The organism is Mycobacterium sp. (assembly GCF_019247615.1).
Classification (GTDB): Bacteria; Actinomycetota; Actinomycetes; order Mycobacteriales; family Mycobacteriaceae; genus Mycobacterium.
In genome coordinates, this window is sequence record NZ_JAFBAT010000295.1 from 1 (window position 1) to 23,405 (window position 23,405).

The 23,405-nt window shown below is 68.0% G+C and carries 19 protein-coding genes, 4 pseudogenes and 1 riboswitch; of the genes and pseudogenes, 11 read left to right on the top strand and 12 right to left on the bottom strand.

The window, feature by feature from the left end:
• Positions 1 to 577, bottom strand: a 577-nt coding sequence (locus JO059_RS20590) for a PPE family protein (RefSeq protein ID WP_293322153.1), incomplete at its 3' end; no start/stop codon positions are given.
• 333 nt (positions 578 to 910) lie between these two features.
• Here JO059_RS20590 and JO059_RS20595 point away from each other — a divergent pair.
• The 4 genes and pseudogenes from JO059_RS20595 to JO059_RS20610 all read left to right on the top strand — a co-directional run bounded on the left by JO059_RS20595 (position 911) and on the right by JO059_RS20610 (position 4,539).
• Entirely contained in the window at positions 911 to 1,420 is a 510-nt protein-coding gene (locus JO059_RS20595) for a PE family protein (protein WP_293322155.1), read from the top strand.
• A gap of 423 nt (positions 1,421 to 1,843) precedes the next feature.
• Positions 1,844 to 2,046 (top strand): annotated as a pseudogene (locus tag JO059_RS20600) (PE family protein); the annotation flags it as partial.
• 276 nt (positions 2,047 to 2,322) lie between these two features.
• A pseudogene (locus tag JO059_RS20605) lies at positions 2,323 to 2,606 on the top strand (IS3 family transposase); the annotation flags it as partial.
• Positions 2,607 to 3,066: 460 nt separating this feature from the next.
• A complete protein-coding gene (locus JO059_RS20610) occupies positions 3,067 to 4,539 on the top strand; it encodes a peptidase (protein WP_293322185.1) in 1,473 nt (490 codons plus the stop codon).
• A gap of 9 nt (positions 4,540 to 4,548) precedes the next feature.
• Here JO059_RS20610 and JO059_RS20615 read toward each other — a convergent pair whose 3' ends face one another.
• The 5 genes from JO059_RS20615 to thiC form a co-directional block, all read right to left on the bottom strand.
• Positions 4,549 to 5,418: an LLM class F420-dependent oxidoreductase gene (locus JO059_RS20615; RefSeq protein WP_293322157.1), complete on the bottom strand. Its 870-nt coding sequence runs from the start codon at positions 5,416 to 5,418 to the stop codon at positions 4,549 to 4,551.
• Positions 5,419 to 5,434: 16 nt separating this feature from the next.
• A complete protein-coding gene (locus JO059_RS20620) occupies positions 5,435 to 5,872 on the bottom strand; it encodes a MarR family transcriptional regulator (RefSeq protein WP_293322160.1) in 438 nt (145 codons plus the stop codon).
• 32 nt (positions 5,873 to 5,904) lie between these two features.
• A complete protein-coding gene (locus JO059_RS20625; protein WP_293322162.1) occupies positions 5,905 to 6,534 on the bottom strand; it encodes an alpha/beta family hydrolase in 630 nt (209 codons plus the stop codon).
• A gap of 49 nt (positions 6,535 to 6,583) precedes the next feature.
• Positions 6,584 to 7,420 carry a bifunctional hydroxymethylpyrimidine kinase/phosphomethylpyrimidine kinase gene (gene thiD, locus JO059_RS20630; RefSeq protein WP_293322164.1) on the bottom strand — a complete coding sequence of 279 codons (837 nt, stop codon included), beginning with the start codon at positions 7,418 to 7,420 and terminating at the stop codon, positions 6,584 to 6,586.
• Positions 7,417 to 9,039, bottom strand: coding sequence for a phosphomethylpyrimidine synthase ThiC (gene thiC / locus JO059_RS20635; protein ID WP_293322167.1), 1,623 nt, complete (start codon positions 9,037 to 9,039; stop codon positions 7,417 to 7,419). The genes thiD and thiC overlap by 4 nt, the downstream gene beginning before the upstream one ends.
• Positions 9,031 to 9,141, bottom strand: a riboswitch (TPP riboswitch). Its footprint overlaps the gene before it by 9 nt.
• 83 nt (positions 9,142 to 9,224) lie before the next feature.
• Between thiC and JO059_RS20640 the strand changes: the two genes are divergently transcribed.
• The 3 genes from JO059_RS20640 to JO059_RS20650 all read left to right on the top strand — a co-directional run bounded on the left by JO059_RS20640 (position 9,225) and on the right by JO059_RS20650 (position 14,196).
• Positions 9,225 to 9,887 carry a PAS and ANTAR domain-containing protein gene (locus JO059_RS20640; RefSeq protein ID WP_293322169.1) on the top strand — a complete coding sequence of 221 codons (663 nt, stop codon included), beginning with the start codon at positions 9,225 to 9,227 and terminating at the stop codon, positions 9,885 to 9,887.
• Between the two features lie 98 nt (positions 9,888 to 9,985).
• Entirely contained in the window at positions 9,986 to 10,348 is a 363-nt protein-coding gene (locus JO059_RS20645) for an STAS domain-containing protein (protein WP_293322187.1), read from the top strand.
• Positions 10,345 to 14,196, top strand: a complete 3,852-nt coding sequence (locus tag JO059_RS20650) for an ATP-binding protein (RefSeq protein WP_293322171.1) — start codon at positions 10,345 to 10,347, stop codon at positions 14,194 to 14,196. The genes JO059_RS20645 and JO059_RS20650 overlap by 4 nt, the downstream gene beginning before the upstream one ends.
• A gap of 5 nt (positions 14,197 to 14,201) precedes the next feature.
• On the opposite strand, the gene JO059_RS20655 is transcribed toward JO059_RS20650, so the two are convergent.
• On the bottom strand, positions 14,202 to 14,480 hold the full coding sequence (locus tag JO059_RS20655; RefSeq protein WP_293322173.1) for a hypothetical protein: 279 nt from the start codon (positions 14,478 to 14,480) through the stop codon (positions 14,202 to 14,204).
• Positions 14,481 to 14,540: 60 nt separating this feature from the next.
• On the opposite strand from JO059_RS20655, the gene JO059_RS20660 reads away from it, so the two are divergent.
• A complete protein-coding gene (locus JO059_RS20660; protein WP_293322190.1) occupies positions 14,541 to 14,849 on the top strand; it encodes an Rv1535 domain-containing protein in 309 nt (102 codons plus the stop codon).
• On the opposite strand, the pseudogene JO059_RS20665 reads toward JO059_RS20660, so the two are convergent.
• From JO059_RS20665 to JO059_RS20685, 5 genes and pseudogenes are all read right to left on the bottom strand, one after another.
• Positions 14,815 to 18,414 (bottom strand): annotated as a pseudogene (locus JO059_RS20665) (cation-translocating P-type ATPase); the annotation flags it as partial. The gene JO059_RS20660 and the pseudogene JO059_RS20665 overlap by 35 nt on opposite strands.
• Before the next feature lie 631 nt (positions 18,415 to 19,045).
• A complete protein-coding gene (locus JO059_RS20670; protein WP_293322175.1) occupies positions 19,046 to 19,483 on the bottom strand; it encodes a hypothetical protein in 438 nt (145 codons plus the stop codon).
• 156 nt (positions 19,484 to 19,639) lie between these two features.
• Positions 19,640 to 20,455 carry an exodeoxyribonuclease III gene (locus tag JO059_RS20675; protein WP_293322193.1) on the bottom strand — a complete coding sequence of 272 codons (816 nt, stop codon included), beginning with the start codon at positions 20,453 to 20,455 and terminating at the stop codon, positions 19,640 to 19,642.
• A 62-nt stretch (positions 20,456 to 20,517) separates the two neighbouring features.
• Positions 20,518 to 21,354: a GNAT family N-acetyltransferase gene (locus JO059_RS20680; protein ID WP_293322177.1), complete on the bottom strand. Its 837-nt coding sequence runs from the start codon at positions 21,352 to 21,354 to the stop codon at positions 20,518 to 20,520.
• On the bottom strand, positions 21,354 to 21,947 hold the full coding sequence (locus JO059_RS20685) for a peptide deformylase (protein ID WP_293322179.1): 594 nt from the start codon (positions 21,945 to 21,947) through the stop codon (positions 21,354 to 21,356). The genes JO059_RS20680 and JO059_RS20685 overlap by 1 nt, the downstream gene beginning before the upstream one ends.
• 272 nt (positions 21,948 to 22,219) lie before the next feature.
• Between JO059_RS20685 and JO059_RS20690 the strand changes: the two genes are divergently transcribed.
• The 3 genes and pseudogenes from JO059_RS20690 to JO059_RS20700 all read left to right on the top strand — a co-directional run.
• The gene (locus JO059_RS20690) at positions 22,220 to 22,528 is read left to right on the top strand and encodes a DUF3263 domain-containing protein (protein ID WP_293322181.1); all 309 of its coding nucleotides are present in this window, start codon (positions 22,220 to 22,222) and stop codon (positions 22,526 to 22,528) included.
• 19 nt (positions 22,529 to 22,547) lie between these two features.
• On the top strand, positions 22,548 to 23,015 hold the full coding sequence (locus JO059_RS20695; RefSeq protein ID WP_293322183.1) for a LytR C-terminal domain-containing protein: 468 nt from the start codon (positions 22,548 to 22,550) through the stop codon (positions 23,013 to 23,015).
• 39 nt (positions 23,016 to 23,054) lie between these two features.
• Positions 23,055 to 23,405: pseudogene (locus tag JO059_RS20700) on the top strand (superoxide dismutase); the annotation flags it as partial.

Consider the following 23,405-nt stretch of genomic DNA (forward strand, 5'->3'; position numbering starts at 1 on the left):
CCACCGCAATTAAGGCTTTAAATCCGATTTTACCCAGAAGGCCTAAAAGTTCTGTACCGAAATCCGCCGAGGTCGCCGCCGCTAAAGCCGCAGCCGCCTGCGATGCTCCCGAGTGATAGCCCACCATCGCGGCGACATCTCGAGCCCACATCTGTTCATATTCGGATTCGACGGCCGCAATCGCCGGGGCGTTTTGGCCGAACAGGTTCGACATGACCAACTGCACCAAGCCATTACGATTGGCAGCCACCGCCGCCGGATGCACCATGGCGGCCTGCGTCGCCTCGAAAAGGTTCGCCACTGTGCGGGCCTGCAGTGCCGTACCGGCGGCCCGCTCCGACGCGGCGTTGAGCCACCCGGCATAGGGAGCCGCTGCTACGGTCATCGCCTGCGCGGCAGGACCCTGCCAGGCCTGATTGGTCAACTCCGAGGTCACGGATGAAAACGAGGACGCTGAAGCACCCAACTCGGTGGCCAACCCATCCCACGCGGCGGCGGCCTGCAACAGCGAACCCGAGCCCGGGCCGGAATACATCAACCCCGAGTTCAATTCGGGCGGCATCGCCAAAAAGTTCATCGCACACTCGCTTCCTCGTACGGTCATCAGCACGCTGTCGCGGACGCCCCAGAGCGTCCCCCCACACCAGCCGAGCAGAGATTATGGCACAGGCACAAGCCGTGCCGCTAATCGGTAAAACTACTGCCGGATTTGGCTAATGGTTTACCTCGTGCTCGGTTTGACGTGGCTGTCTGGCTAAACGCGCGTTCCTTTCGTCAGTTGTCCTGAGTGCAATCGGCAAGGTCGCGTCGTGTGTCCTCTAGCGCGAGTGGATCGCAGTACAAGTTGTATCTGGTTGAACCACGCCGGTTTCATGCAGGCCTGAGAGATCACAACGGGAGGGGAGCGTTGATGACGCACGTGATTGCCGAGCCGCAGTTGATGGCGGCGGCCGCCGCCGACGTGGCAAGAATCAAGTCGGCGATGAATGTGGCCAGGGCGGCCGCCGCGGGCCGCACAACCGCACTGGCCGCACCGGCCCAAGACGAGGTGTCAACCTCCGCCGCGGCGGTGTTTGCCCGATACGGCCGGGGCTTTCAACAGGACATGCAGCAGGTGGCCGAAGCCCTGGAAGGGCAATTCGTTACGCCGCTGGCCGTCGCCGGCAACGCGTACACGCAAGCCGAGGCCCACGCGGCCGGGGCGCTAGGCAACCCAGCGTACGTGTCGCGGATACCGACAATAAGTCACGTGCCTCCTGGAATCAGCGGCGATGAGCAGAGAGCCTTCCGCGCCACGGTGTCTGAGGTGAACGCTACCTATTATGCGGCGGAAAGGGTGGGACGGGCGGACGCCGGCCCGCTCTTGGGCGCGGTACGGTCCCTGGGACTCCTGGCAAGAGACCTCAATTTTGCTTATTAACTGCATTGGATTGGTCCAGGAGGGTTGGTTCCGCTGCCACGTTCCTGACGCCGCAGACCGACTGGGGCCACGTCACAATGCTGTCGGCGCGTGCGAACCGGTTGCGAAAGCCGTTGCTTTGCTGAGGTTGGGCACCGAGCCGCGCTGAAATTCGTTGTCGTGCATGCCTTCACCAACTGCGGTATGGTCGTCGCCGCTGATCCCGATGCCCCGGGTTGCTGGCGTCGACGACACGAACTAGACCGGTGCCGGGACGACGCGCGAAACTATCGGTCGTCGTCCAGTTGAGGACGAGGTTTGAGAAGGGTCTGATCTCTTGCGTGGGCAATGCGGTGGTGTGGCGACCAGAGCGTGGGGCGGCGAATCCTGCACTCCCTGCCAAGGGCGAGTATTGTCGCCGTGTCGCCCGTCGCGGATCTTGAAGTGAAGCGGCTGAGCCGCTGGGTGGGTGTCACGTGTCACCTTGGATCGACGATCAGCGAGGCCCATGCGGCGGCAGCGGCATCGACTACCACCGTGGTGCCGGCCGCCCACGATGAGGTGTCAGCGGCGATCGCGGCCTCGTTCGGCAGCCACGCCAGCAATTCCAGGCGCTTAGCGCCAAAGCTGCGGCGTTTCACGGCCAGTTGTACATACCTTGACCGGCGGCGCGGCCTGCAATCTAGAGACTGAGACCGCCAATGCGCTGCCGTTGCAGGCGGAAGCGAAGCCAGCGGCAGCAACGCCGTCACTCCTTCGGGCCCCGGAAAAAGTCAAAGGGCGAGTTCAGGAGGCGTTTCATGTACTGGCATCTCGGGCTGACCTCAAAGAGCGCGAATTGCGGTTCTGACTGTGCGATCTGGGTTCTGGGGGCTAGGTAGAAGGTTATCAACGGGTACCGCAAGACGGCTGGCCGTGCTTTGACCTCCTCTGTGAGGTTCGGGGAGACCCTGATGCTGGCAAGGCTGAAACCGTCGGTCGGCTCGGTGGGCGACGCCATCGACAAGGCCCTCGCCGAGACAACGATCGGGCTTTACAAGACCAAGGCTGTCCGGGCGGATTCCCCGTTTCGCCGCGGCCCCCTGCACCGGCTGGCCGACGTGGATCTGCTCACCGCGACTGGGTCGGCCGGTACGACACCAGCCGCCTCATGCACCGCCTCGGCCGCACACCCCCTGTGGAGTTCGAGACGGCCTACTACGCTCAAGGGGCGGCCGCCAAGACGCGCGGCACACCAGAGTGTGCACCAAATCCGGGGCGGCTCACTACAACCCGACCCGAACGGACCCCCACCCTTTTGAGGCGCGGGTACCGGCCATTTGCGGTAGGAATACCATTCCGCCCCTTTATGTTTCGCCGGCCAGTCGCAACACGGCTGTAGCGCGGGCACAGTCGGCAATTTGAGGAATTGTGGGCCATTACCGCGCGCCGGTCACGTCGCTTGGTGGCCGTCCCGGAGTTTGTGGCTTCGGCGGCCCTGAATTTGTCCAATATGGGCTCGGGGCCGACCGCCGCCAACGCGTTGCAGGCGGCCCCGACCGCCACGGTGGCCGCCGATGCGGCCCTGAGGCGTTCGGGCACCGGCCATCTGGATGAATTACGGCTGTCGGAGTTAGCCAACCGACCTAGAATGAGAACCCTTGATGCTGCCGTGCAGCCCGGTCGGGATGAGGTTCGTCATGAATAAGTGTGCGCGCGGAAGGCGTGTGCAGGCGGCGATCGCCTGCGCGGGAGCGGTACTCGTGGTGGCGGGGTGCAGCAGCACCGTCGTCGAGGGGCGCGCCCTGTCGATGCTCAACGACCCGTTCCGGGTGGGTGGCCTGCCGGCGACAAACGGCCCCAGCGGGCCGCGACCGAACGCCCCGGCCGCGACCGGCACGGTGGTCAACACCGACAACGGGCCGATCGACAAGTTGTCGTTGCTGTCGATCACCGACATCGAGGAGTACTGGCAGTCGGTGTACAGCCAGTCGCTGAAGGGAACCTTTGTTCCGGTCGGCAAGCTGGTGTCCTACGACTCGGAAAACCCCAACAGCCCGATCGTCTGCCAACAAGAGACCTACAAGCTCGTCAACGCCTTCTTCACCGGGCGGTGCAATCTGATCGCCTGGGACCGCGGAGTGTTCATGCCCGTCGCACAGCGTTACTTCGGCGACATGTCCGTCACCGGCGTGCTGGCCCACGAATTCGGGCATGCCCTGCAGCAGATGGCGAAACTGGTGACCAGAGCGGACCCGACCATCGTTCGCGAACAGCAGGCGGATTGCTTCGCCGGCGTTTACCTCTTTTGGGTGGCCGACGGTAAGTCGCCGCGCTTCACCCTGAGCACCGCCGACGGGCTCGATCACGTGTTGGCCGGAGTCATCATCACCCGCGACCCGGTCATGGACGCCGATACGGTGAACGACGACGAACACGGGTCGGCCCTGGATCGGATCAGCGCCTTCCAAATGGGCTTCCTCAACGGGGCGTCGGCCTGCGCGGCGATCAACACGCAGGAAATCGCGAACCGCCGGGGCGACTTGCCGACCACCTTGCAGGCCGATCCCAACCGCGACCCCGAGACCGGCGGAGTGCCCATCGACGAAGACACGCTGTCGACGCTGATGGAGCTGTTGGGAAAAATTTTCGCGCCGCAGAATCCGCCGACGTTGTCCTACAAGCCGGCCGACTGTTCGGACGCCAAGGCCAGCCCGCCGGCGTCGTACTGCCCGGCGACCAACACCATCGTGGTCGACCTGCCCGGGTTGGCGGCGATGGGCAAGGCCAAAGCCGAGAGCGAACGCACCCTGCCGCAAGGTGACGACACCGCCCTGTCGGTCGTGATGTCGAGGTACGCGTTGGCCGTGCAGCATGAAAAGGGCCTGGCGATGCAGAGCCCGTGGACCGCGCTGCGGACGGCGTGCCTGACGGGTTTCGTGCACCGCAAGATGGCCGAACCCATCGACCTGCCGTCGCAGAAGGACCTCGTCTTGACGGCCGGCGACCTCGACGAAGCGGTTTCCGGTCTGCTCACCAACCACATGGTCGCCAGTGACGCCGACGGCGTCAGTGTCCCGGCCGGGTTCACCCGGATCGCCGCGTTCCGCGGCGGCGTCGCCGGCAACATGGACGCCTGCTACTCGCGCTACCCCGGATGACCGCCGGCCTCAAACGATTTCGGCGACCCGGGGAACCAACTCGTCGCCGAGGCGGCGGATGAAGCCGACGGGATCGGGGTTCCCGGGCAGCGGTCCCACGTTGATCATGTCCACACCGAGCTCGGCGTAGCGCTCCACGTTCTTCAGGTACCCATCGGGGTCCTCGAACGGGTCGGCGAAAACGCCGACGGTCTTCCGGATTTCACCGGGGTCGCGGCCCACCGCCTCGCAGTGCCGGTTGAGGACGCCGATCTTGCGCCCCAGCTCGTCGGCGTCGCTCGTCGTGCTGTTCCAGACGTCGGCGTACTGCGCGACCAGCCGCAGCGTCTTTCGCTCGCCGTCGCCGCCGATCAAAATCGGCGGCCGCCGGATCGGTTGCGGCACACAGATCGTCTCGGCCAACCGATAATGCTCGCCCTCGTAAGGGCCGTCGTCGTCGCTCCACATCTGACGGCAGATCTGCAGCGTCTCCTCGAGCATCTCGAAGCGAGTGCCAAGCGGCGGGTACGGGACGCCGAGGGCGTGGTGTTCGCGGTCGTACCAGGCCGCGCCGAGCCCCAGCATCGACCGGCCCTGCGACAGCACGTCCAGGGTGGTTACCGTCTTGGCCAGAACGCCGGGGTAGCGGTAGGTGACGCCGGTGACCAGCAACGTCAGGTCGATCGTCGTGGTGTGCGCGGCCAGGAACCCCAGCGACGTGTAGCCCTCCAGGAACGGATCCTCGGCGCGCCCAACGTTTTCCATCTGGAAGAAGTGGTCGGCCAGGGTGAACATGGTCGCGCCACCATGTTCGGCGGCCTTCGCGGCGCCGGCCAGCGTCGGGCCCAGTCGCGCGGGATCTCCCGGCAGAAAGTCGATGAAATGCACTCCCAATTCCATTACAGCCCTCGTCCTTTCATTGATCGGTCAGGCGCTCGAGCAGCGACAGCGCGTCGAGGATCACGCGGCGCTCGCGTTCGGAGTAGCGCTCCTGGATGGCGCGTGCCAGCCATTCCTCCCGCACCTGGCGGTGACTCTCGGCGCGTCGACGTCCCGCCGTGGTCAACGAAATAAGTTGCCGACGGCCGTCTTCTGGGTCGGGCGTGCGCTCGATGAGCGCCCGCTGCTCGAGCGCAGCCACTATCGTGGCCATGGATTGTGGACGCACCCCTTCGGCTGCAGCCAGGACGCTCGCCGATGAGGCCCCTTCCTTCCAGAGTCGGTTCAGGACCGCGGTCTGCGATGGGGTCAGGTCGTCGTCGGTGACGAGTTCTCTCAATCGGCGCCGCAGCCTGCTGAACATCACCCGCAGCTCGCGGGCTGCCGTCGCCGCTGACACGGTGATCTCGTCCACAAGGTCAGTCTAAACTGATCAGTCCAAGCTGTCTAATTGCGCCGTAGCAGCCACAGCGCGGCGTCGACGGCGAGCGCGGGCACGTCCAGGGTCTTCGAGCGCAGATCGTGTCGTGCGCCGGCGATTTCGACGACGTCGGTCGGAGCGGCGACCAAGTCGGCGGCTGCGCGCACCTCGGCGATGGTGCCGAACGGATCCGAAGTTCCGTGGGCGAACACGGTGGGCACCGTGATGTCGGGCAGGTGCTCGGTGCGGGCGCGCTCCGGCTTCCCCGGCGGATGCACGGGATACGAGAACAGCGTCAACACGTCGACCGGCGCCTCACCTTCGGCAACCACCATCGACGTCTGCCGTCCGCCGTAGGAATGCCCGCCGGCGATCAGTGGGCCGTCGGCCAGGCCGCGGCACGCCGTGATCGCCTCGACGATGCCGGCGCGGTCGGCGGCCGCAGACCCGGACGGCGGACCGGTGGGCCGGCGCCGCCGATAGGGCAGGTTGTAGCGCACCGCGAACCACCCGCGGCGCGCCCACTCGTCGCAAACCTGTTGCAGTAGAGCCGAATCCCGATTGCCGCCGGCGCCGTGGGTGAGCACGACGACGCCGGAAGGAGCGCCGGAGGGCGGGTGCGCGACGCCGGCGATCTCGTCGAGGCGGGCAATCATGCGCCCGCCGACGATGCTGTCCGGAACGGAGTGAGGAGGAGGCGGGCAATCATGAGAGCCGAAACAGCGGGGACACGGGGCCGTGGCCACCGCCCAGCGGATAGGAGGCGCGCAGGCATTCGGTGACCCAACGCTTCCCGAATCCGACCGCGTCGGGCACCGTGAAGCCGTGCGCCAGCGCACAGGCGACCGCGGCCGCAAGCGTGTCGCCGCCGCCGTGGTCGTTGCCGGTGTCCAACCGCACCGCGTCGAACTCGTAGAAATCGGCCCCGTCATAGAGCAGGTCGCAGCTGCGCTCCGACGACCGCAGGTGGCCGCCCTTGACCAGCACCCACCGCGGACCCAGCGCCTGCAGCGCCTTGGCCGCCGCGCGCTGCGACCCCCCGTCGGTCACGTCGATATCCACCAGCAGCCGCACCTCGTCCAGGTTCGGCGTGACCAGGGTGGCGAGCGGAAACAGTTGATCCCGAAGCGAATCCAACGCCGACGGCGCCAGCAAGGGGTCGCCGTGCATGGACGCGCACACCGGGTCGACGACGAGCGGTACCGACGAGTCCGTCAGACCCGGCCGGCGCCAGGTCGCGGCGACGGCGGAGATGATGCTCGCCGACGCCAGCATCCCGGTCTTGGCGGCCTGGACGCCGATGTCGGTGACGACGGCCTCGATCTGCGCCGCGACGACGTCCGGAGGCACCTCGTGAAAGCCCTTGACCCCCAAGGTGTTCTGCACGGTCACCGCCGTGACCGCGACGCAGGCGTGCACGCCGAGCAGCGCCATGGTACGCATGTCGGCCTGGATGCCCGCGCCGCCACCCGAGTCGGACCCGGCGATGGTCAGCACGCGTGACGGCGTGCTGCCCGCCGGGGCCAGAGGCAGGAAAGTCACTGGGTGATCGGCAGGTACACCCGGTTGCCGTGCTCGGCGAACTCTTGCGACTTCTCCTGCATGGCCGCCTCGATGGCCTCCTCGCTGTCGAGCCCGTGCGCGGCCGCGTAGTCGCGGACGTCCTGAGTGATGCGCATCGAGCAGAACTTGGGGCCGCACATCGAGCAGAAGTGCGCGGTCTTCGCCGGTTCGGCCGGCAGCGTCTCGTCGTGGAATTCGCGTGCAGTGTCGGGATCCAGGGACAGCGCGAACTGGTCGTGCCAACGGAACTCGAACCGTGCCGTGCTCAACGCGTCGTCGCGCTCCTGCGCGCGGGGATGCCCCTTGGCCAGGTCGGCCGAGTGCGCGGCGATCTTGTAGGCGATGACGCCGTCCTTGACGTCCTTGCGGTCGGGCAGGCCCAAATGCTCCTTGGGCGTCACGTAGCACAGCATCGCGGTGCCCGCCTGCGCGATGATCGCCGCGCCGATCGCCGAGGTGATGTGGTCGTAGGCCGGCGCGATGTCGGTGGCCAGCGGGCCCAGCGTGTAGAACGGGGCCTCCTCGCACAGCTCCTCTTCCAGCCGCACGTTCTCGACGATCTTGTGCATCGGAATGTGGCCGGGCCCTTCGATCATCACCTGTGCCCCGTGGGCTTTCGCGATCTTGGTCAGTTCGCCAAGGGTGCGCAGCTCGGCGAACTGCGCGGCGTCGTTGGCGTCGGCGATCGATCCCGGCCGCAGGCCGTCGCCCAGCGAGAACGTCACGTCATAACGCGCAAAGATATCGGCCAGCTCGTCAAAATGCGTGTACAGGAACGACTCCCGGTGATGGGCCAGGCACCACGCCGCCATGATCGACCCGCCGCGGGACACGATTCCCGTGACCCGCTTGGCGGTCAGCGGCACGTACCGCAGCAGCACGCCGGCGTGCACGGTCATGTAATCCACGCCCTGCTCGCACTGCTCGATCACGGTGTCGCGGTAGATCTCCCACGTCAGCGCGGTCGGATCGCCCTTGACTTTTTCCAGCGCCTGATAGATCGGCACCGTCCCGACGGGCACCGGGGAATTTCGCAGGATCCACTCGCGAGTTTCGTGGATGTTCTTGCCGGTCGACAGATCCATGATGGTGTCGGCTCCCCAGCGGGTGGCCCACACCATCTTGTCGACCTCCTCGGCGATCGACGACGTCACCGCCGAGTTGCCGATGTTGGCGTTGACCTTGACCGCGAACGCCTTGCCGATGATCATCGGCTCGCTCTCGGGGTGGTTGTGGTTGGTGGGGATCACCGCGCGGCCGCGCGCCACCTCGTCGCGCACCAGCTCGGCGGGCATGCCCTCGCGGGCCGCGATGAACGCCATCTCGGCGGTGATCTCGCCGGCGCGGGCCCGCTGCAGCTGGGTTCCGCGGTCGCGGACAACCCCGGGCCGCGGCGGCAGGCCCGACGTCAGATCGATCACCGCATCCGGATCGGTGTACGGGCCTGAGGTGTCATAGAGGTCGAAGTGATCCCCCGTGGACAGGTTGACCCGCCGGAACGGAACCTTGAGCGCCGGAAACCCCTCGACATCGCGATAGGCCTTGGTGCTGCCCGCGATCGGGCCGGTGGTCACGCTGGGTTCGACTGTGACGGTCATGTGTCATCTCCCTACGCCGGCATTACCCGGTCAGGTTCCTACGGTCGACGGCCCCGAGCCGTCCTCTCAGCGCACTCGGTGTGCGCTCCCGCGCTTGATGGATGGTGTGCACGCGACGTTACCCCCAGACCGCCGAACGCGGTATGCGGGTGGCCGGACGTTTTCGCGAATGGAAAGATGTAAACGTGCAACAGCCCGCGCCGGCGACCGAGGCCGTTTCGACCTACTTGAGCGTCGGTAGCTTCCGCTTCTGGTTCGTCGGTGAACGTTGGGAGTGGTCCGACGAGGTGGCCAGGATGCACGGTTACGAACCAGGAACCGTGGTGCCGACAACTCGTCTGCTGCTCTCCCACAAGCATCCCGAGGACCGGGCGCACGTCCAGGAGCTGCTGGACTACGCCTTGCGGTCCGAGGAGTCGTTTTCGAGTCGTCACCGGTTTTGCGACACCGCGGGAAACGTGCACGACGCGATCGTGGTGGCCGACCGCATGCTGGACGACTCCGGCGCCGTGGTGGGCACCGCCGGTTACTACATCGACCTCACCGACACCTTCGACGAGGCGCGGCAGGAAATGCTCGACGAGGCCCTGCCGGACCTGTTCGAAAACCGCGCCGCCATCGAGCAGGCCAAGGGCGTCCTGATGTACGTCTACCGGGTCAGCGCCGAGCAGGCCTTTCGCGTGCTGCAATGGCGCTCCCAAGAGACCAACGTGAAGCTGCGCGCGCTGGCGAAGCAATTGCTCGTCGAGATCTCAACCCTGCCGCCACCGGCCGCCGCCGTCCAAAATCAGTTCGATCACTTGTTGCTGACGGTGCACGAGCGGATTCCCCCCGAGCATTCGGGGTAGCCGCTACGCTCGAACAGACTTCCCTGGCATGCTGCCGACTTCGGGCACAGCAGTGGCGCCCGGCGACGGAGATCGGCTTGTTCAAGGCGGTGAAAGGCATGGAGTTGCTCGCGGTCGACCATGAGGCCCGGGAGGATGCTGTCCTCGTGCGCGTCAAGGGCGACGTCGATTCCAGCACGGTCGGACAGCTCACTCCCCACCTCGCCGCGGCACTGCAGGTGGCTGCGAAGCACCCGGCACGGCTGGTGATCGTCGACCTGCAACCGGTGACCTTCTTCGGGAGCGCGGCGTTGAACGCGGTCCTCGATTGCCACGAAGGCGGCAGAGAAACCGGCACCTCGGTTCGGCTGGTGGCGGACAATGAGCAAGTTCTGCGACCGATTCAGGTCACCGAGCTGGATCGCGTCCTCGAGATCTACCCGACGATTTCCGAAGCGCTGCAGCGCCAACAGGGCTCGTGAACACCCTGCCGCCCGACTTGGCGGCCGCGGTCGCGCTGGGCGGCGAGATGGGTCGCCGCTTCGCCGAGTTCGATTGGCCAGCACACCCTTTGGGTCCTCCCGGCGAATGGCCGGCGGAGTTCCGTGCGGCGGTGGTGACGACGCTGACGTCGCGGTTCCCGATCGTGCTGTGGCTGGGAGCCCAGGACCTTTTTCTGGTTTACAACGACGCCTACGCATTGGTTCTCGACGACAGGCACCCGGCCGCGTTGGGCCGTCCCGGCCGCGAGGTGTGGTGGGACATCTGGGAACCGATCGGGCCCATGCTCGCCAGCGTCATCGCCACCGGCAAGGCCACGTGGTCCGACGACCTGCAATTGTCGATGCTGACCGAAGGCCGGCGGCGAGACCGATACTTCACCTTCACCTACGGCCCGATCATCGGCGCGGGCGGCGACGTCTCCGGAATCTTCTGCGCGGTCGCCGAGACCACCGAGCGAGTGCTCAGCGAGCGCCGCCTGCACCTTCTCAACGCGCTCGGATCGGCCATCATGGATGCCCGCAGCATCGACGAGGCGGTCGGTGTGGCGGTGATGGTGTGCGCGGCCCAGCCGGCCGACCTGCCGTTCATCGCCGTCTACGTCGACGACAGCCGCGACGCCGCGGCGCGGCAGGTCACGCTGCGCGGAGCGACAACGTCGGTGTTGCCCGTGCTGCCGACCGAGCTGAGCGCGCTGACGGAGTGGGACGGCACCTTGAGATTGCGGGCTGAGGTGCGGCTCATCGATCAGCTGGCGGCGGCGATCCCGGGGATCGAGCGGGTGCTGGGCGCCGACTGCCCGGAGCAGGCGCTGGTGTTGCCCCTCGGCGAAGGCGGGACGGCCGGGGCGCTGGTCGTCGGAATCAGTCCGCGACGGCCGCTCGACACGCTGTATCGAGGGTTCTGCCAGTTGCTCGCCGACCAGCTGTCGTCGACGTTCGCGCAGATAGCGTCCTATGAGCAGCAACGACAGCGAGCCGATGCGCTCGCCGAATTGGACCGGGCCAAGACGGCGTTCTTGACCAACGTCAGCCACGAATTCCGCACGCCGCTGACGCTTCTGCTCGGGCCGGTGGAGGACGCGTTGTCCGAAGCGCCGCCCGGAAGTGTCCTCGCGGATCGCCTGAGCACCGCGGGACGCAATGCACGGCGGCTGCAGCGTTTGGTCGACTCGTTGCTTGACTTCTCGCGCATCGAGGCCGGGCGGGCGAACGCCAACCTGGTGTGCACCGACGTCGGCGCGCTCACCGAGCACATCGCCTCGTCGTTCACGGAGCTGTGCCAGCGGGCGGGGCTGAATCTCATCTTGGACTGTGGCCCCGCTCTGGCCGACATCGATCCGGGCATGTGGGAGACCATCGTGCTCAACCTGCTTTCCAACGCGGTCAAGTACACGCTGCGCGGCGGGATTACGATCGCGGTGCGCGCAGAGCCCACCGATTGCCGAATTACATTGCGCGATACCGGTGTTGGCATCGCCCCCGAGGACTTGGACCGCCTCTTCGAGCGCTTCTACCGGGCCGACAACATGCGTGGGCGCAGTGTGGAGGGCACCGGAATCGGCTTGTCGCTGGTGCGTGGGCTTGTCGAACTGCAACGCGGGACGATCGAGATCGACAGCGAAGTGGATCGCGGAACCACGGTCACCATCCGACTGCCCCGATCGGTCGCGGGCACGCCTGTCGATCTGTCCCCCGCCGGGATGCTGGACGAAACCAACCCCTACGTGGCCGAGGCCCAGGGGTGGCTGACCTCCGTTTCGGATGTGCATGGCGTGTCGGCCACATTCGACGGCCCGCGCCAACTCGTGCTGGTTGCAGACGACAACGCCGACATGCGCGCCCACCTGGACCGAGTGTTGTCAGCGCACTGGGAGACCGTTCTGGTGGCCGACGGTGAGTCGGCCCTGGCCGCGGCCAAGGAACTCCATCCGGACGCCATCGTTACCGACGTCATGATGCCGGGCCTCGACGGCTTCGACCTGGTGGCGGCCATCCGCGCGGACCCGGCGCTGGCGGCCACGCCGGTGCTCATGCTGTCGGCCCGGGCCGGTGCCGAGGCCGTCGATCAAGGTTTCGCCGGCGGCGCCGATGATTATGTGCCCAAGCCGTTCCGCTCGCAGGAGCTGATCGACCGGGTGGCCTCGCGACTGTCCGCGGTGGCCCGCGAGCGCGACCGTCAGCGCCGTGAGTCGGGCGTAGACCTGGCGCACCTCGATGCGGCACTGCGGACCACCGACTCGCTCGGGGCGATCCTGGACGTCCTGCTCAGCTCCGCGGCCGGTTCGGGCGGGGCATCCGCCGCGACGATCGGGGTCGTGGACGGTGAACACCACGTCCGCTTCGAGTACGCCGGCGACATTCCCATGGAATTTCGCGACCGCTACCACCTGGCGGCGCTCGATTCCCCGCTGGTGGGTGTCGACGTAGTGAGCAGCGGTGAGCCGATGATCATCACAGACACGTTCGAGCTCCCGCCGCGCTATCAGCACGCGGTGCGTGACACCGCGGCCAGCGTTCGCGCGTGCGTGGCGCTTCCATTGCGGGACAACACCGGTCGCGTGACGGGCGTGCTGGCCTTGATGTGGCCCGCGCCGCGAGAATTCGACGCGGCCGAACTCGACACGTTCCGTCGAATGGCCGAGCTGGCAGCCTCTGCTTTGGACCGCGTGCGCATCATGGCGCGCGAACACCGGATCGCCGTCGACTTCCAAGAGCAACTGCTCGACTTGGACCGTCGATCGACCGCCGCAGTCGTAGCGGCCGTCTATGAGCCGGCCAGCGAGGCGATGCGGGTCGGCGGTGACTGGTACTCGGTCACGCCCCTGGACCCGGCCGGACGGATCGGCATATCGGTCGGTGACGTCGTGGGACACGGGCTGGCGGCCGCAATCGTGATGAGCCGGTTGCGCGCCGCGGTCGCCGCCTCGGCGCTCACGGCGGCCGAACCGCCCGCTGTGCTCGGCGCACTGGACAAGTATGCGACCAGCGTCACCGGCGCCCGCTGCGCGACGGTGGCCTACGCCCTGATAGACACCGGGACCGAGGGACCGGGCGCCGGGCACGCCACCGTGAGCTACAGCTGTGCGGGGCATCCCTATCCGCTGCTCATCCCTTCCGATCGTGAGCCCGAGTTTCTCGAATTCGGGCGGCGGCTACCGGTCGCCGTCGACGCGCATCATTCCACCGCTGCGACGGCGACGGCGGACATGGCGCCGGGGAGCCTGATCGTGCTGTACACCGACGGGCTCATCGAGCGGGCCGGCGAGGCGCTCGACGACGGATTCGCCCGCCTGAAGGCCGCGGCGGCCGGCTGCGTGGACCTGCCGGTCGAATCCGTGTGTGCCGAGCTGTTGACGCGCATGAGACCGCCGGCGGGTTATCGCGACGACGTCGTCGTGCTCGCGCTGCGTCCCAGTCACGCCGCGGCGCGCAGCTTCGCGACGGTGCTGCCGGCCGCGCCGGCGCAGATTCGCATCGCGCGCCATCGGCTGCGCGGCTGGCTGGAAAGCATCGAGGCCGATCGGTCTCGCAAGGAGGACATCCTGTTGGCGACCTCGGAAGCGGTGACCAACGCGATCGAACATGGCAGCCACAGCGAACCGCGAAAGACGGTGTCCGTCGAGGCTTTCCTGCACCAGCACACGGTCGCGGTCACGGTCAGCGACACCGGCCAGTGGGCCAGCGATTCGTCCGCGAGCCTGCGCACCAGGCGACGCGGACGCGGGCTCACCCTGATCGGTGGCTTGGCCGACGACGTCGACACCGTGCGAAGTGCGGAAGGCACCCGGGTCACCATGCGATTCGAGCGCGCCGTCGCGGTCACCTGACCGTGTCAGGCCTCTTCCATCGCGTCCCCGAGTTCCTCGAGGATCTTGTTGTGGTGGTTGCTCGCCAGCAGGTGCCCCGCGGCGATGACCACCGCCACCGGCCAGTCGATGAGTTCCAGAGCCGCCAGTGCCACCAGACCCCCGAAGTAGGCCAACTGCTCCGGCCGCGGTATCTCCAGCTGCCCTACCACAGGCACGTTCACCGCGAACGTTTCGCCCTCGCGGATCTTTTGTACGGCTTCGCGCTGCGATGTCCCCTTGCGCGACTTCTTTTCCGCCATCATTTGCCTTTCAGTAACGAAGGGTTTGCCGACTCGCCGGGTAGTGCGGTCACCGTCGGACCTATGTCGACGACCGACCCCGTGGCCGATCCGCTGGTTTCGTCGATTGCGCTGGTGCTGAGGGTGCCGTTAGTGGAACTTTATGCCCTGCTCTGGCGCGTCGGGGTGGTGGAGATTCGGGAGACCGACCGGGCGCGTCGCCGTTCGGCGAGGTCGAGTCAAGTGGTGGTGGCGTGCGCCCCGTGTGCTGCGTGCCCCAACCTTCCGAAACCCGGTTCAGAACGGCTATCGCGACGGTCGCCCCAGCGGCGGCCCCGAGAGCTTGCCCCCAGCCGACCGGACCCAGCGGTGTGCAGCCGAGCAACTGGCTGACCACGGGAATGCTGATCAACGTTCCCATCGCCCCCAGCGAGCCCGCCGCCGTGAGGACCACCAGCGGGGCACGCGAATCCAGCAGGGTCTGACCCAGTTCCGCGCCCACCAGCGCGACCAGCGCGACGGTGGATGCGCGCGTCGGACGCCCGGTCACGCTTGCCATCGCCCACGCCGCCGTGGTTGCGGCCGCCGTCGTGACCCCGCGGATGGCCACGGCACGCCACAGCGCGGGCTGATCCGGGCCGCGCATTCCGGCGTTGGCCATGCCCGCGGGTCCGCTGGGCTTGCTGACGGCCAGGGCGGCGGCGGGCAGCGCATCGGTCATCATGTTCACCAGCAGCAGCTGACGGGTGTTCAGCGGCGAAGTCCCGCTGATCGCGCTGCCGATCACCGCGAACAGCACCTCGCCGGCATTGCCGCCGAGCAGCACGGATACCGCCGCCTGCACGCGCTGCCAGAGTTGGCGCCCCTCCTCGATCGCATGCACCAGCCCCTCGATGCGGGCGTCGACCAGCACCACGTCGGCGGCCATGTGAGCCGGGTCGCTGCCCCCGGCGACCACGCCGATGCCGACCGTGGCGGCGCGGATAGCGGCGGCGTCGTTGGACCCGTCGCCCACCATTGCGCACAGCACCCCGGCGCTTTCCAGCGTCTGAACCACCTGCACTTTGTTCTCCGGCGTCATCCGGGCGAAAATCACCCGCTCGGCCGCCGCGCGCTGTTGGTCCTTGCGCGACAACGAATCCCATTCGGAACCGCTGATCACCTGGTCGGCGGTCACCGGCAGGCCCAGCTCCCTGGCAATGGCCAGCGCCGTGATCGGGTGATCGCCGGTGATCAGCTTCACGCCCACCCTTTGTTCGCGCAGGCTTGCCAGCACGCCGACGGCCTCGGGCCGAGGAGTGTCTGACAAGCCGAGGAATCCCACCAACGCCAATCCGTCGCTGCACAATTCCGCGATGTGGTCGGGATCGGTCCGAATGGCCTTGGCCTCGTGCGACGTCAGCCGCCGTCGCGCCACCGCGATCACTCGCAAGCCGTTGGCCGCCAGTTCGGCAACCGCGTCGTCCACGTTCGGGCCCACGTCCTCGCAGGCGGCCAGCACCACTTCGGGCGCGCCCTTGACGCTCAGTTCGTCCCCGGTCACCGACGCCGAGAACGACCTGCCGGAGCGGAACGGAAGGTGAGCGGCTGGCTCGTCGGTTGGTGCGGAGCCGTTCAGCGAGCCTACGGCGGCCTCGACGATGGCCAGATCGGTAGCGTGCGCCTGCGGCCCCCCGTTGGACGCCGGCGCGGCGTGGGCTGCGCAGCGCAGCACCTCCGCGGGCGAGCATCCCCGCGCCGGGTGCACCTGCGCCACCCGCAGCCGGTTCTCGCTGAGCGTTCCGGTCTTGTCGAAGCACACCACATCGATGCGGCCGAGCGCCTCCACCGAGCGCGGGACGCGGACCAGTGCGCCGAACTTCGTCAAACGCCGAGCCGACGCCGACTGAGCCAGCGTCGCCACCAACGGCATCCCTTCCGGGACCGCGGCGACCGCGATGGCGATGCCGCTGGCCACCGCCTGCCGCAGACCCGTGCCGCGCACCAGCCCCAGCCCGCCGACCAGCGCACCGCCGGTCACGCTGACGGGGAACGCCCGGTTGGTGAGCTGGCTGAGCTGGTGCTGCAACCCGATGTCCGACGGCAGGTCGCCGGACACGAGTTCGGCGGCCCGGCGCTGCTGGGTGTCCGCCCCGACCGCGGTCACGAGCGCGACCGCGGTGCCGGCCACCACGGTCGTTCCGGCGTAGAGCATGCAGCGACGCTCGGCGAGCTCGGTGCCGGGCGTGGCCGCGACCTGCTTTTCGACCGACAGCGACTCCCCGGTAAGCGTCGACTCGTCGACCTCCAGGTCGACCTCCTCGATGATCCGGGCGTCGGCGGGCACCACCTCGTGAGTTCGGATTTCGATGACATCGCCGGGCCGCAGCTGCGCCGCGATGACGTTGGTGTACGTCCGCTCGCCGTGCGGACCCGCTTGCACCCTTCTGGCCGGTGGAACCTGCTGCGCGAGAAGGCGATTCAGGCGGTTCTCGGCACGCAGCCGTTGGCTGGCCGCGAGTATGGAGTTCCCGGTCAATACCGAGAAGACCAGGACCGCGTCGACGGGCGACCCGAGCACCGCACTGGCCGCAGACCCGAGGGCCAGCACCGGCGTCAGCGGGTCGGTCAGCTCGGCGCGGATTGCTTTGAGCAGCTGCCAGAACGCCGGCGCCGATCCGCCCGGATCCGTGCCCCGCCGATCCACGTCCGCGGCCGTGTCGGATGCCGGCTCGGGTGGTGGCAGGGCCCGGCGGACCTGCTCGACCGACATCGCATGCCATTCGCGCACGGCGGCCGGGCGAGGCGCGTCCGCGCTCAAGATGCCGCGCGCCAACAAGTACCCGGACAGCAGACCGGCCACCGCGCCGGTGGTCACCGGTCCCGGCCCCAGGCCGCGGATGCCCGGGATCATCAGCAGCGACCCCATGGCCGTCGCGCCGGCCGAGATTCCGTGGCCCCGTTGGGTGGCGGCGCGGGCCGCCGGCAGCGCGTGCAGCACCCGCCATGCGGCCGCCAGGTCAGGCAGCAGGAGATCGGCGCACCAGGGCAGCGAGTCGCGCCGACCCTTCGGCATCAAACCCAGTGCCACATCGGCCGACGAAATGGCTTGTGCCGCAGCCGATGACAATAGCGCGACCGTGCCGCCCGCTGCCTGCAATTCCGCCACGGCCCGGGCGATCGCGTCGTCGATGGACTTGTCGGTCCCCACCGCGCCTTCCACGACTTCCAGGGGCCGCAGGTCGTCGAACGCCGGTCGCAGTTCGCCCAGCGCGTCGACGTCCACCGAGACCAGTTCGGCTCCGGTGCGATGAGCCTCGGCGATCACGGCCGACGCCAGCGGGTCGTGGCCGGGGCGGAAAAGCGCCTCCACCTCGGAAGCCCGCCCGCCGGCCGACATGCCGGGCACCGGGTGCCAGCCCGGCCGGTGGCCGTTGCTCTCCAGTACCAGCTGGGCGCGGTTCCACGCGGTGGTCAGGTCGCCGTTGTCGGCGCCGCGGATGCGGGCGACCCGCAAGCTGTCGGTGCACAGCACCCGCGGGTCGACGACGATGGTGTCGACCCGGTCCAGTCGGCGCAGCGCTTCCGGCCGCAGCGCCAGGACCGCATGGCGATCGGCCAATCCGCGCCCGAGCGCCGTCGCGAACGCCTCCGGGGTGGTTCGGCTGGCCTTGGGAGCGGTCACCAGCACGGCCGTCGCGGCCATGTTCAGGTTGCGCGTTGTGGCGCCGACGAGCCCGGCGCTGACGGCCTGGATCAGCGCGAAAGGAGTCGCGTTGCGTTCCATGGGTCGGGCGCGCGGTGGCCGCGGCGGCGACAGTTCGTCGCCGGGTGGCTGGTCGGCGTGACGCGCCAGCTCCGGTTCGTGTTGACGCCAGGCACGCGCCGCGGCACGGCATTCGGCGGCTTTCAGCGATTGCATCAGCAGCCCCACCGACAAGGACGCCGGCGCCTGGGTGACCGTTTCCACGGTCGCCATGGCCAACGTCAGCACGGTGTCGGTCGCTGGACCGCCGATGCGGTTTTCGATCAGGCGACGCAGCCAGGGCTGGTATTCAACCGCCACGACGGCGGCCTGGACACCGATCGGCAGCCGCGGCCAGTGCAGCGCCCGACCCGCCAGCGCGAAGCCGAGGCCCGCCGCGCCCACGGCCACGGTGGCGACGCGCGTCGCGGCCACCACGCCGTCGCCGGGGAGACTCGGGGGACGCGGCCCGGTGTCTTTGGTTGTGCGACAACTCTTTTCCGCGGCGTCGACGATTCGGCACAGGTCGCGCAGGGATGTGCGCTGATCATCGATGCCGACGACCACCCGCGACAGGGGATAGTTCAGACTGGCCGAACCGACCCCGGGGTGGGCCCGGACCGCGTCGAGCACGGCGCGCCCGAGTTCGTTTTCGCCGTCCAAGCCGCGCACCTCGATCCAGGCGCGACTCCGGCCCCGCCAACAGCGGCGGCTGAGCGTCTCATGCGGAAGGTCGCCGGTGAGTGCGCGGGCGCCTTCCCGAAGTGGGATCGCCGCGATGCTCGCGATGTCGGTGAGAGCCCGAAACGGCAGCGACTGTGGCAGCGACGTGACGATGCTCAAGGGCTCCCCGCAACGGTTGCGTTTAGTTGGTGCTGCGCAATTCGGCCGCGCCGGCCCGCCGCCCGGTCGCCTTCTTGGCCGGCTTGCTGGGGGCCTTTTGGGCTACCGCTTTCTTGGGAGCGGCCGCCGACGGCACCGGCTTGAGGTTACCCTTGGCCGCGGCGGTGTCGGGCTTGCGCTGCATCCTGTGCAAGAGCAGCGCGCCGCCACCGACGGCCAGCAGCACGGGCCACTCGATCAAGCCGGCGACGCCGAGCGCTCCCAACGCCAGGGCAGCGGCCGGCGTCGAGTGACTGCCGCTGCTGACTCCGCGTTTGATACCCTCCGCGGCGCCCGTCACGCCGCCGACGAGCCCGTTGACCGCGGCCCCGCCGACGGCCCCCGCGGCGGCTGTGGTCGCGTCCGCGGCCCGGCCCACCGTCTTGCCAACGTTGCGTACTGCCCCGCCGACGACACCCATGATGACTCCTTGGTCTTCATCGCTCTCGCTGGGACTGCGTCGACAAGGTGTATACCCGTTGAACGGACAGTTAACAGCAACAACGAAAATACTTTTCTAGCACCTATCAGCGAAAGCCTGCCACGTTACCAACGTGCATACAACGAGTAACCGATCTTACGCCTCACGCACCGGACTCACATCGATGAGCACCGGCGCGTGATCGCTGGGCGCCTTCCCCTTGCGCTCCTCCCGAACGATCTGCGCGGCGGTCACCCGGCCGGCCAACGCGGGCGAGGCGAGGATGAAATCGATGCGCATTCCCTGTCTTTTCGGAAACCGAAGCTGGGTGTAGTCCCAGTAGGTGTAGACCCCGGGACCCGGGGCGAACGGTCTCACCACGTCGGCGAATCTCGCGTCGACGATCGCGTCGAACGCGCGGCGCTCCGGCTCGGAGACGTGGGTGCACCCGGCGTAGAAATCGGTGCTCCAGACGTCTTCGTCCCTCGGGGCGATGTTCCAGTCGCCGACGAGTGCGATCTGTGCCGCGGGATCGTCGCGCAGCCAGCCGGCTGCCGTATCGCGCAGTGCCGCAAGCCAATCCAGTTTGTAAAAGTAATGCGGATCGCCCACCGCGCGGCCGTTGGGCACGTACAGGCTCCACACCCTGATGCCGCCGCAGGTGGCGCCGATCGCCCGGGCTTCCGCGGTGGCGGCCACCTCCGGCTTGCTGCTCCAGCTGGGCTGCCCGGCGAAGCCGACGCGCACATCGTCGAGACCCACGCGAGAGGCGATCGCCACGCCGTTCCACTGGTTGAACCCAACGTGTGCGACCTCGTAGCCGACCTCGAAAAAGGGCAGGGTGGGGAACTGGCTGTCGGAGCACTTGGTCTCCTGCATGGCCAGCACGTCGACCTCGGCGCGGGTCAACCAGTCGAGGACGCGGTCCAGTCGGGTGCGAATCGAATTCACATTCCACGTGGCGAGTCTCAGGTGGGGGGCCCTCCCGCGGGTGGAGGATGGGTCGTCGCCGTCAGTCCTGCCGTCGGGCATGACTAGACGTTAGCCATCGTTCGGAAGTAGCGGCGGCGATGGTGCAGCCGGAAGCCCATCGATTCGGCAAGGCCCGCGGCGCCCGGCTCGTCGGCGAGTAGGTAGGCGCGGGTGGCGCCGCGGACCGCGCCCCAGGACGACAGGGCTTCGCAAAGCTCCATGGCGACGCGTTGGTCGGAAGCGCGGATCGCCGACAGCCCGACCCAGCGCGTGCCGTCGGGCGCGTCGGTCACCGCCGCGCGCACGACCGCTCCGCCCGCGTGGCTGCCGAACATCAGCTCCCCGCCGAGGGCGGCGGTCGGCGGGCCGGCCGACAGCGCCACGGCCGGGTGCGGCTGACCACTGGACGAGACGTCGCGCACCAGCAGCCGTTCCGTGTGCTCGCAGATTGCGCCGGCGCGCAGCGACAGTAGACGATCCGGGATGGCCAGCCAAGGTGTCAGGCCGCGCCGTTCATACCAGGCGTGTATCGCGGGTATGGTCCCGGTATGAGCCGAAACATCCAGTGGCACAGCTGAATTGGTGACCAACCGGTTCTCCTGGCCGGCCCGCACCAGCCAGCCGTCCAGCCAAGCCCGGTCGTCGCCCGGCCAGGCCGCCGCGAGCGCGTGCTCGAGCGCGCGGATCCCGGAGGTGCGCAGCGGTGCATCGGTCAGTGTCCGGAGCGCGACGGCGTCGCCCGGCGCGAACTCGACGACGGCGCCGGTCTTGGTACGCACGCGCACCACCGGGTCGACCGTCAACAGGTGCCCGACCGCGTCGGTAAGGGGCGGCACCGAGCCGGCGGGCCGCCGATAGCGAACCGTCACCCGGGTTCCCGGCTCCGGCCACGAGACCATCAGTGCCCGAACGGGTCCGGCCCCTCGCCCGGCAGCCAGGACAGTCCGGGAACACCCCAACCGTGTGACTTGACGGCCCGCTTGGCGCTGCGGGCGTGCCGGCCGATGAGACGGTCTAGATAGAGAAATCCGTCGAGGTGGCCGGTTTCGTGCTGCAGCATCCGCGCGAACAATCCGGTGCCCTCGATGGTGATCGGGCTGCCGTCGGCGTCCAGTCCGGTGACGCGAGCCCACTTCGCGCGGCCGGTGGGGAATGACTCGCCGGGAACGGACAAGCAACCCTCGTCGTCATTGCTCGGGTCGGGCATGGTCTCCGGTATCTCGGATGTCTCCAGGGCCGGATTGACCACCACGCCCCGGCGTCGGTCGGTCAGCCCGCGGTCTTCGGAACAGTCGTAGACGAACAACCGCAAACCGACCCCGATCTGGTTGGCGGCCAGGCCGACCCCGTGCGCGGCGTCCATGGTGTCGTACATGTCCGAGATCAGGTCGGCCAGATTCGGCGGTAGCGAACCATCGGCCGCGACGGCGACCGGCGTCGTCGGGGTGTGCAAGACCGGATCTCCGACGATGCGAATGGGTACGACTGCCATGGTCGGCAAGCTTAGGCGTGGCCAGGATCGCCCCTCATAAGTGCTCGCGAGCGTAACGGCAGTGCGCGATCGCGGGGCTGGATCCGCCGCGGCGTTACGCTCGTGAGACGCCGGGCGCCGCGCCGGGCAATCACATCGAATGGCCGACTCGCGGGTCTGTATTACAGCTTGAGGGTTCGCGCCGTGGTTCAATAAGCGCCGAAAGATGCCCCTCTGTAAGTCAAGTCATTCGAACGAACCGAGAATCGCCGGAAGGGTCCAGGGGAAGCGATATGGACAGCGCCATGGCGCGGGCAAATCGATCGGGGGAGCACTCTGAGATCGCCGATGGGCTCACCCGCCGCGAACACGACATCCTGGCCTTCGAACGTCAGTGGTGGAAATACGCCGGCGTCAAGGAAGACGCCATCAAAGAGTTGTTCTCGATGTCGGCGACACGCTATTACCAGGTACTCAACGCGCTGGTCGATCGGCCCGAAGCGTTGGCCGCCGACCCGATGCTGGTGAAGCGGCTGCGACGGCTGCGCGCGAGCCGCCAGAAGGCGCGCGCCGCGCGGCGCCTCGGCTTCGAGGTGACCTGACTCGCTACAGTGGGGCTCGATGAAAGAGCGTGTCCCCGACTCGACCGGGCTTCCCCTGCGGGCCATGGTGATGGTGCTGTTGTTTCTGGGTGTCATCTTCCTGCTGCTCGGGTGGCAGGCACTGAGTTCGTCGGGAAGCTCCGATGATGAATCGGCGTCGCCGGTTTCGAGTGTGACCAGCACCACGCCCTCGACCAGTGGCAAGGTCGCCCCGAACCAGGCCGAGGTGCGGGTGTACAACGTCTCGTCGAAGGAGGGTGTCGCAGCGCGCACCAAGGACCAGCTCACGGCTGCCGGGTTCAAGGTCACCGACGTCGGGAACCTGTCGCTGTCGGACGTCTCGGCCACCACGGTGTACTACACCGACGCCGACGACGAGCACGCCACCGCGGACGCCGTGGGACAGAAGCTGGGAGCGCCCGTGCAGCCGCGGATACCGGCACTCAACAACCAGCCGCCCGGCGTCATCGTCGTGGTGACGGGCTGAGCGCTTCGCACAAGGGCACCTTCGGGATACGCTTCCGCTATGCCTAAGCACCGCAACGTCGCAGCCACCTCCGCACTAGCCGCGGCCGCCTGTGTCGCGTTGGTGAGCGGGTGCTCGTCGCCGCAGCATGCCTCAACCGTGCCCGGTACCACTCCGTCCGTGTGGACGGGCTCGCCCGCGCCGTCGGCGGCCGCGGGTGCCCAGGGGGAGCAGCAGCAGCAACAGCCGCCGGCGGCGCAGATCATCACCACCCAGTTGAAGGCACCGGATGGGACCCGGGTCGCGACCGCCAAGTTCGATTTCAGCAACGGCTACGCGACCATCACGATCGCGACGACCGGCGGCGGCCAGCTCGCGCCCGGCTTCCACGGGGTGCACATCCATAAGACG

Coding starts and splice junctions, on each gene's coding strand:
- JO059_RS20595 (WP_293322155.1), top strand. CDS start 911: ATGACGCACGTGATTGCCGAGCCGCAGTTGATGGCGGCGGCCGCCGCC.
- JO059_RS20645 (WP_293322187.1), top strand. CDS start 9,986: ATGGAGTTGCTCGCGGTCGACCATGAGGCCCGGGAGGATGCTGTCCTC.
- JO059_RS20610 (WP_293322185.1), top strand. CDS start 3,067: ATGAGGTTCGTCATGAATAAGTGTGCGCGCGGAAGGCGTGTGCAGGCG.
- thiC (WP_293322167.1), bottom strand. CDS start 9,039: ATGACCGTCACAGTCGAACCCAGCGTGACCACCGGCCCGATCGCGGGC.
- JO059_RS20670 (WP_293322175.1), bottom strand. CDS start 19,483: ATGGGTGTCGTCGGCGGGGCAGTACGCAACGTTGGCAAGACGGTGGGC.
- JO059_RS20660 (WP_293322190.1), top strand. CDS start 14,541: ATGTCGACGACCGACCCCGTGGCCGATCCGCTGGTTTCGTCGATTGCG.
- JO059_RS20690 (WP_293322181.1), top strand. CDS start 22,220: ATGGACAGCGCCATGGCGCGGGCAAATCGATCGGGGGAGCACTCTGAG.
- JO059_RS20680 (WP_293322177.1), bottom strand. CDS start 21,354: ATGGTCTCGTGGCCGGAGCCGGGAACCCGGGTGACGGTTCGCTATCGG.
- JO059_RS20685 (WP_293322179.1), bottom strand. CDS start 21,947: ATGGCAGTCGTACCCATTCGCATCGTCGGAGATCCGGTCTTGCACACC.
- JO059_RS20655 (WP_293322173.1), bottom strand. CDS start 14,480: ATGATGGCGGAAAAGAAGTCGCGCAAGGGGACATCGCAGCGCGAAGCC.
- JO059_RS20615 (WP_293322157.1), bottom strand. CDS start 5,418: ATGGAATTGGGAGTGCATTTCATCGACTTTCTGCCGGGAGATCCCGCG.
- JO059_RS20625 (WP_293322162.1), bottom strand. CDS start 6,534: ATGATTGCCCGCCTCGACGAGATCGCCGGCGTCGCGCACCCGCCCTCC.
- JO059_RS20695 (WP_293322183.1), top strand. CDS start 22,548: ATGAAAGAGCGTGTCCCCGACTCGACCGGGCTTCCCCTGCGGGCCATG.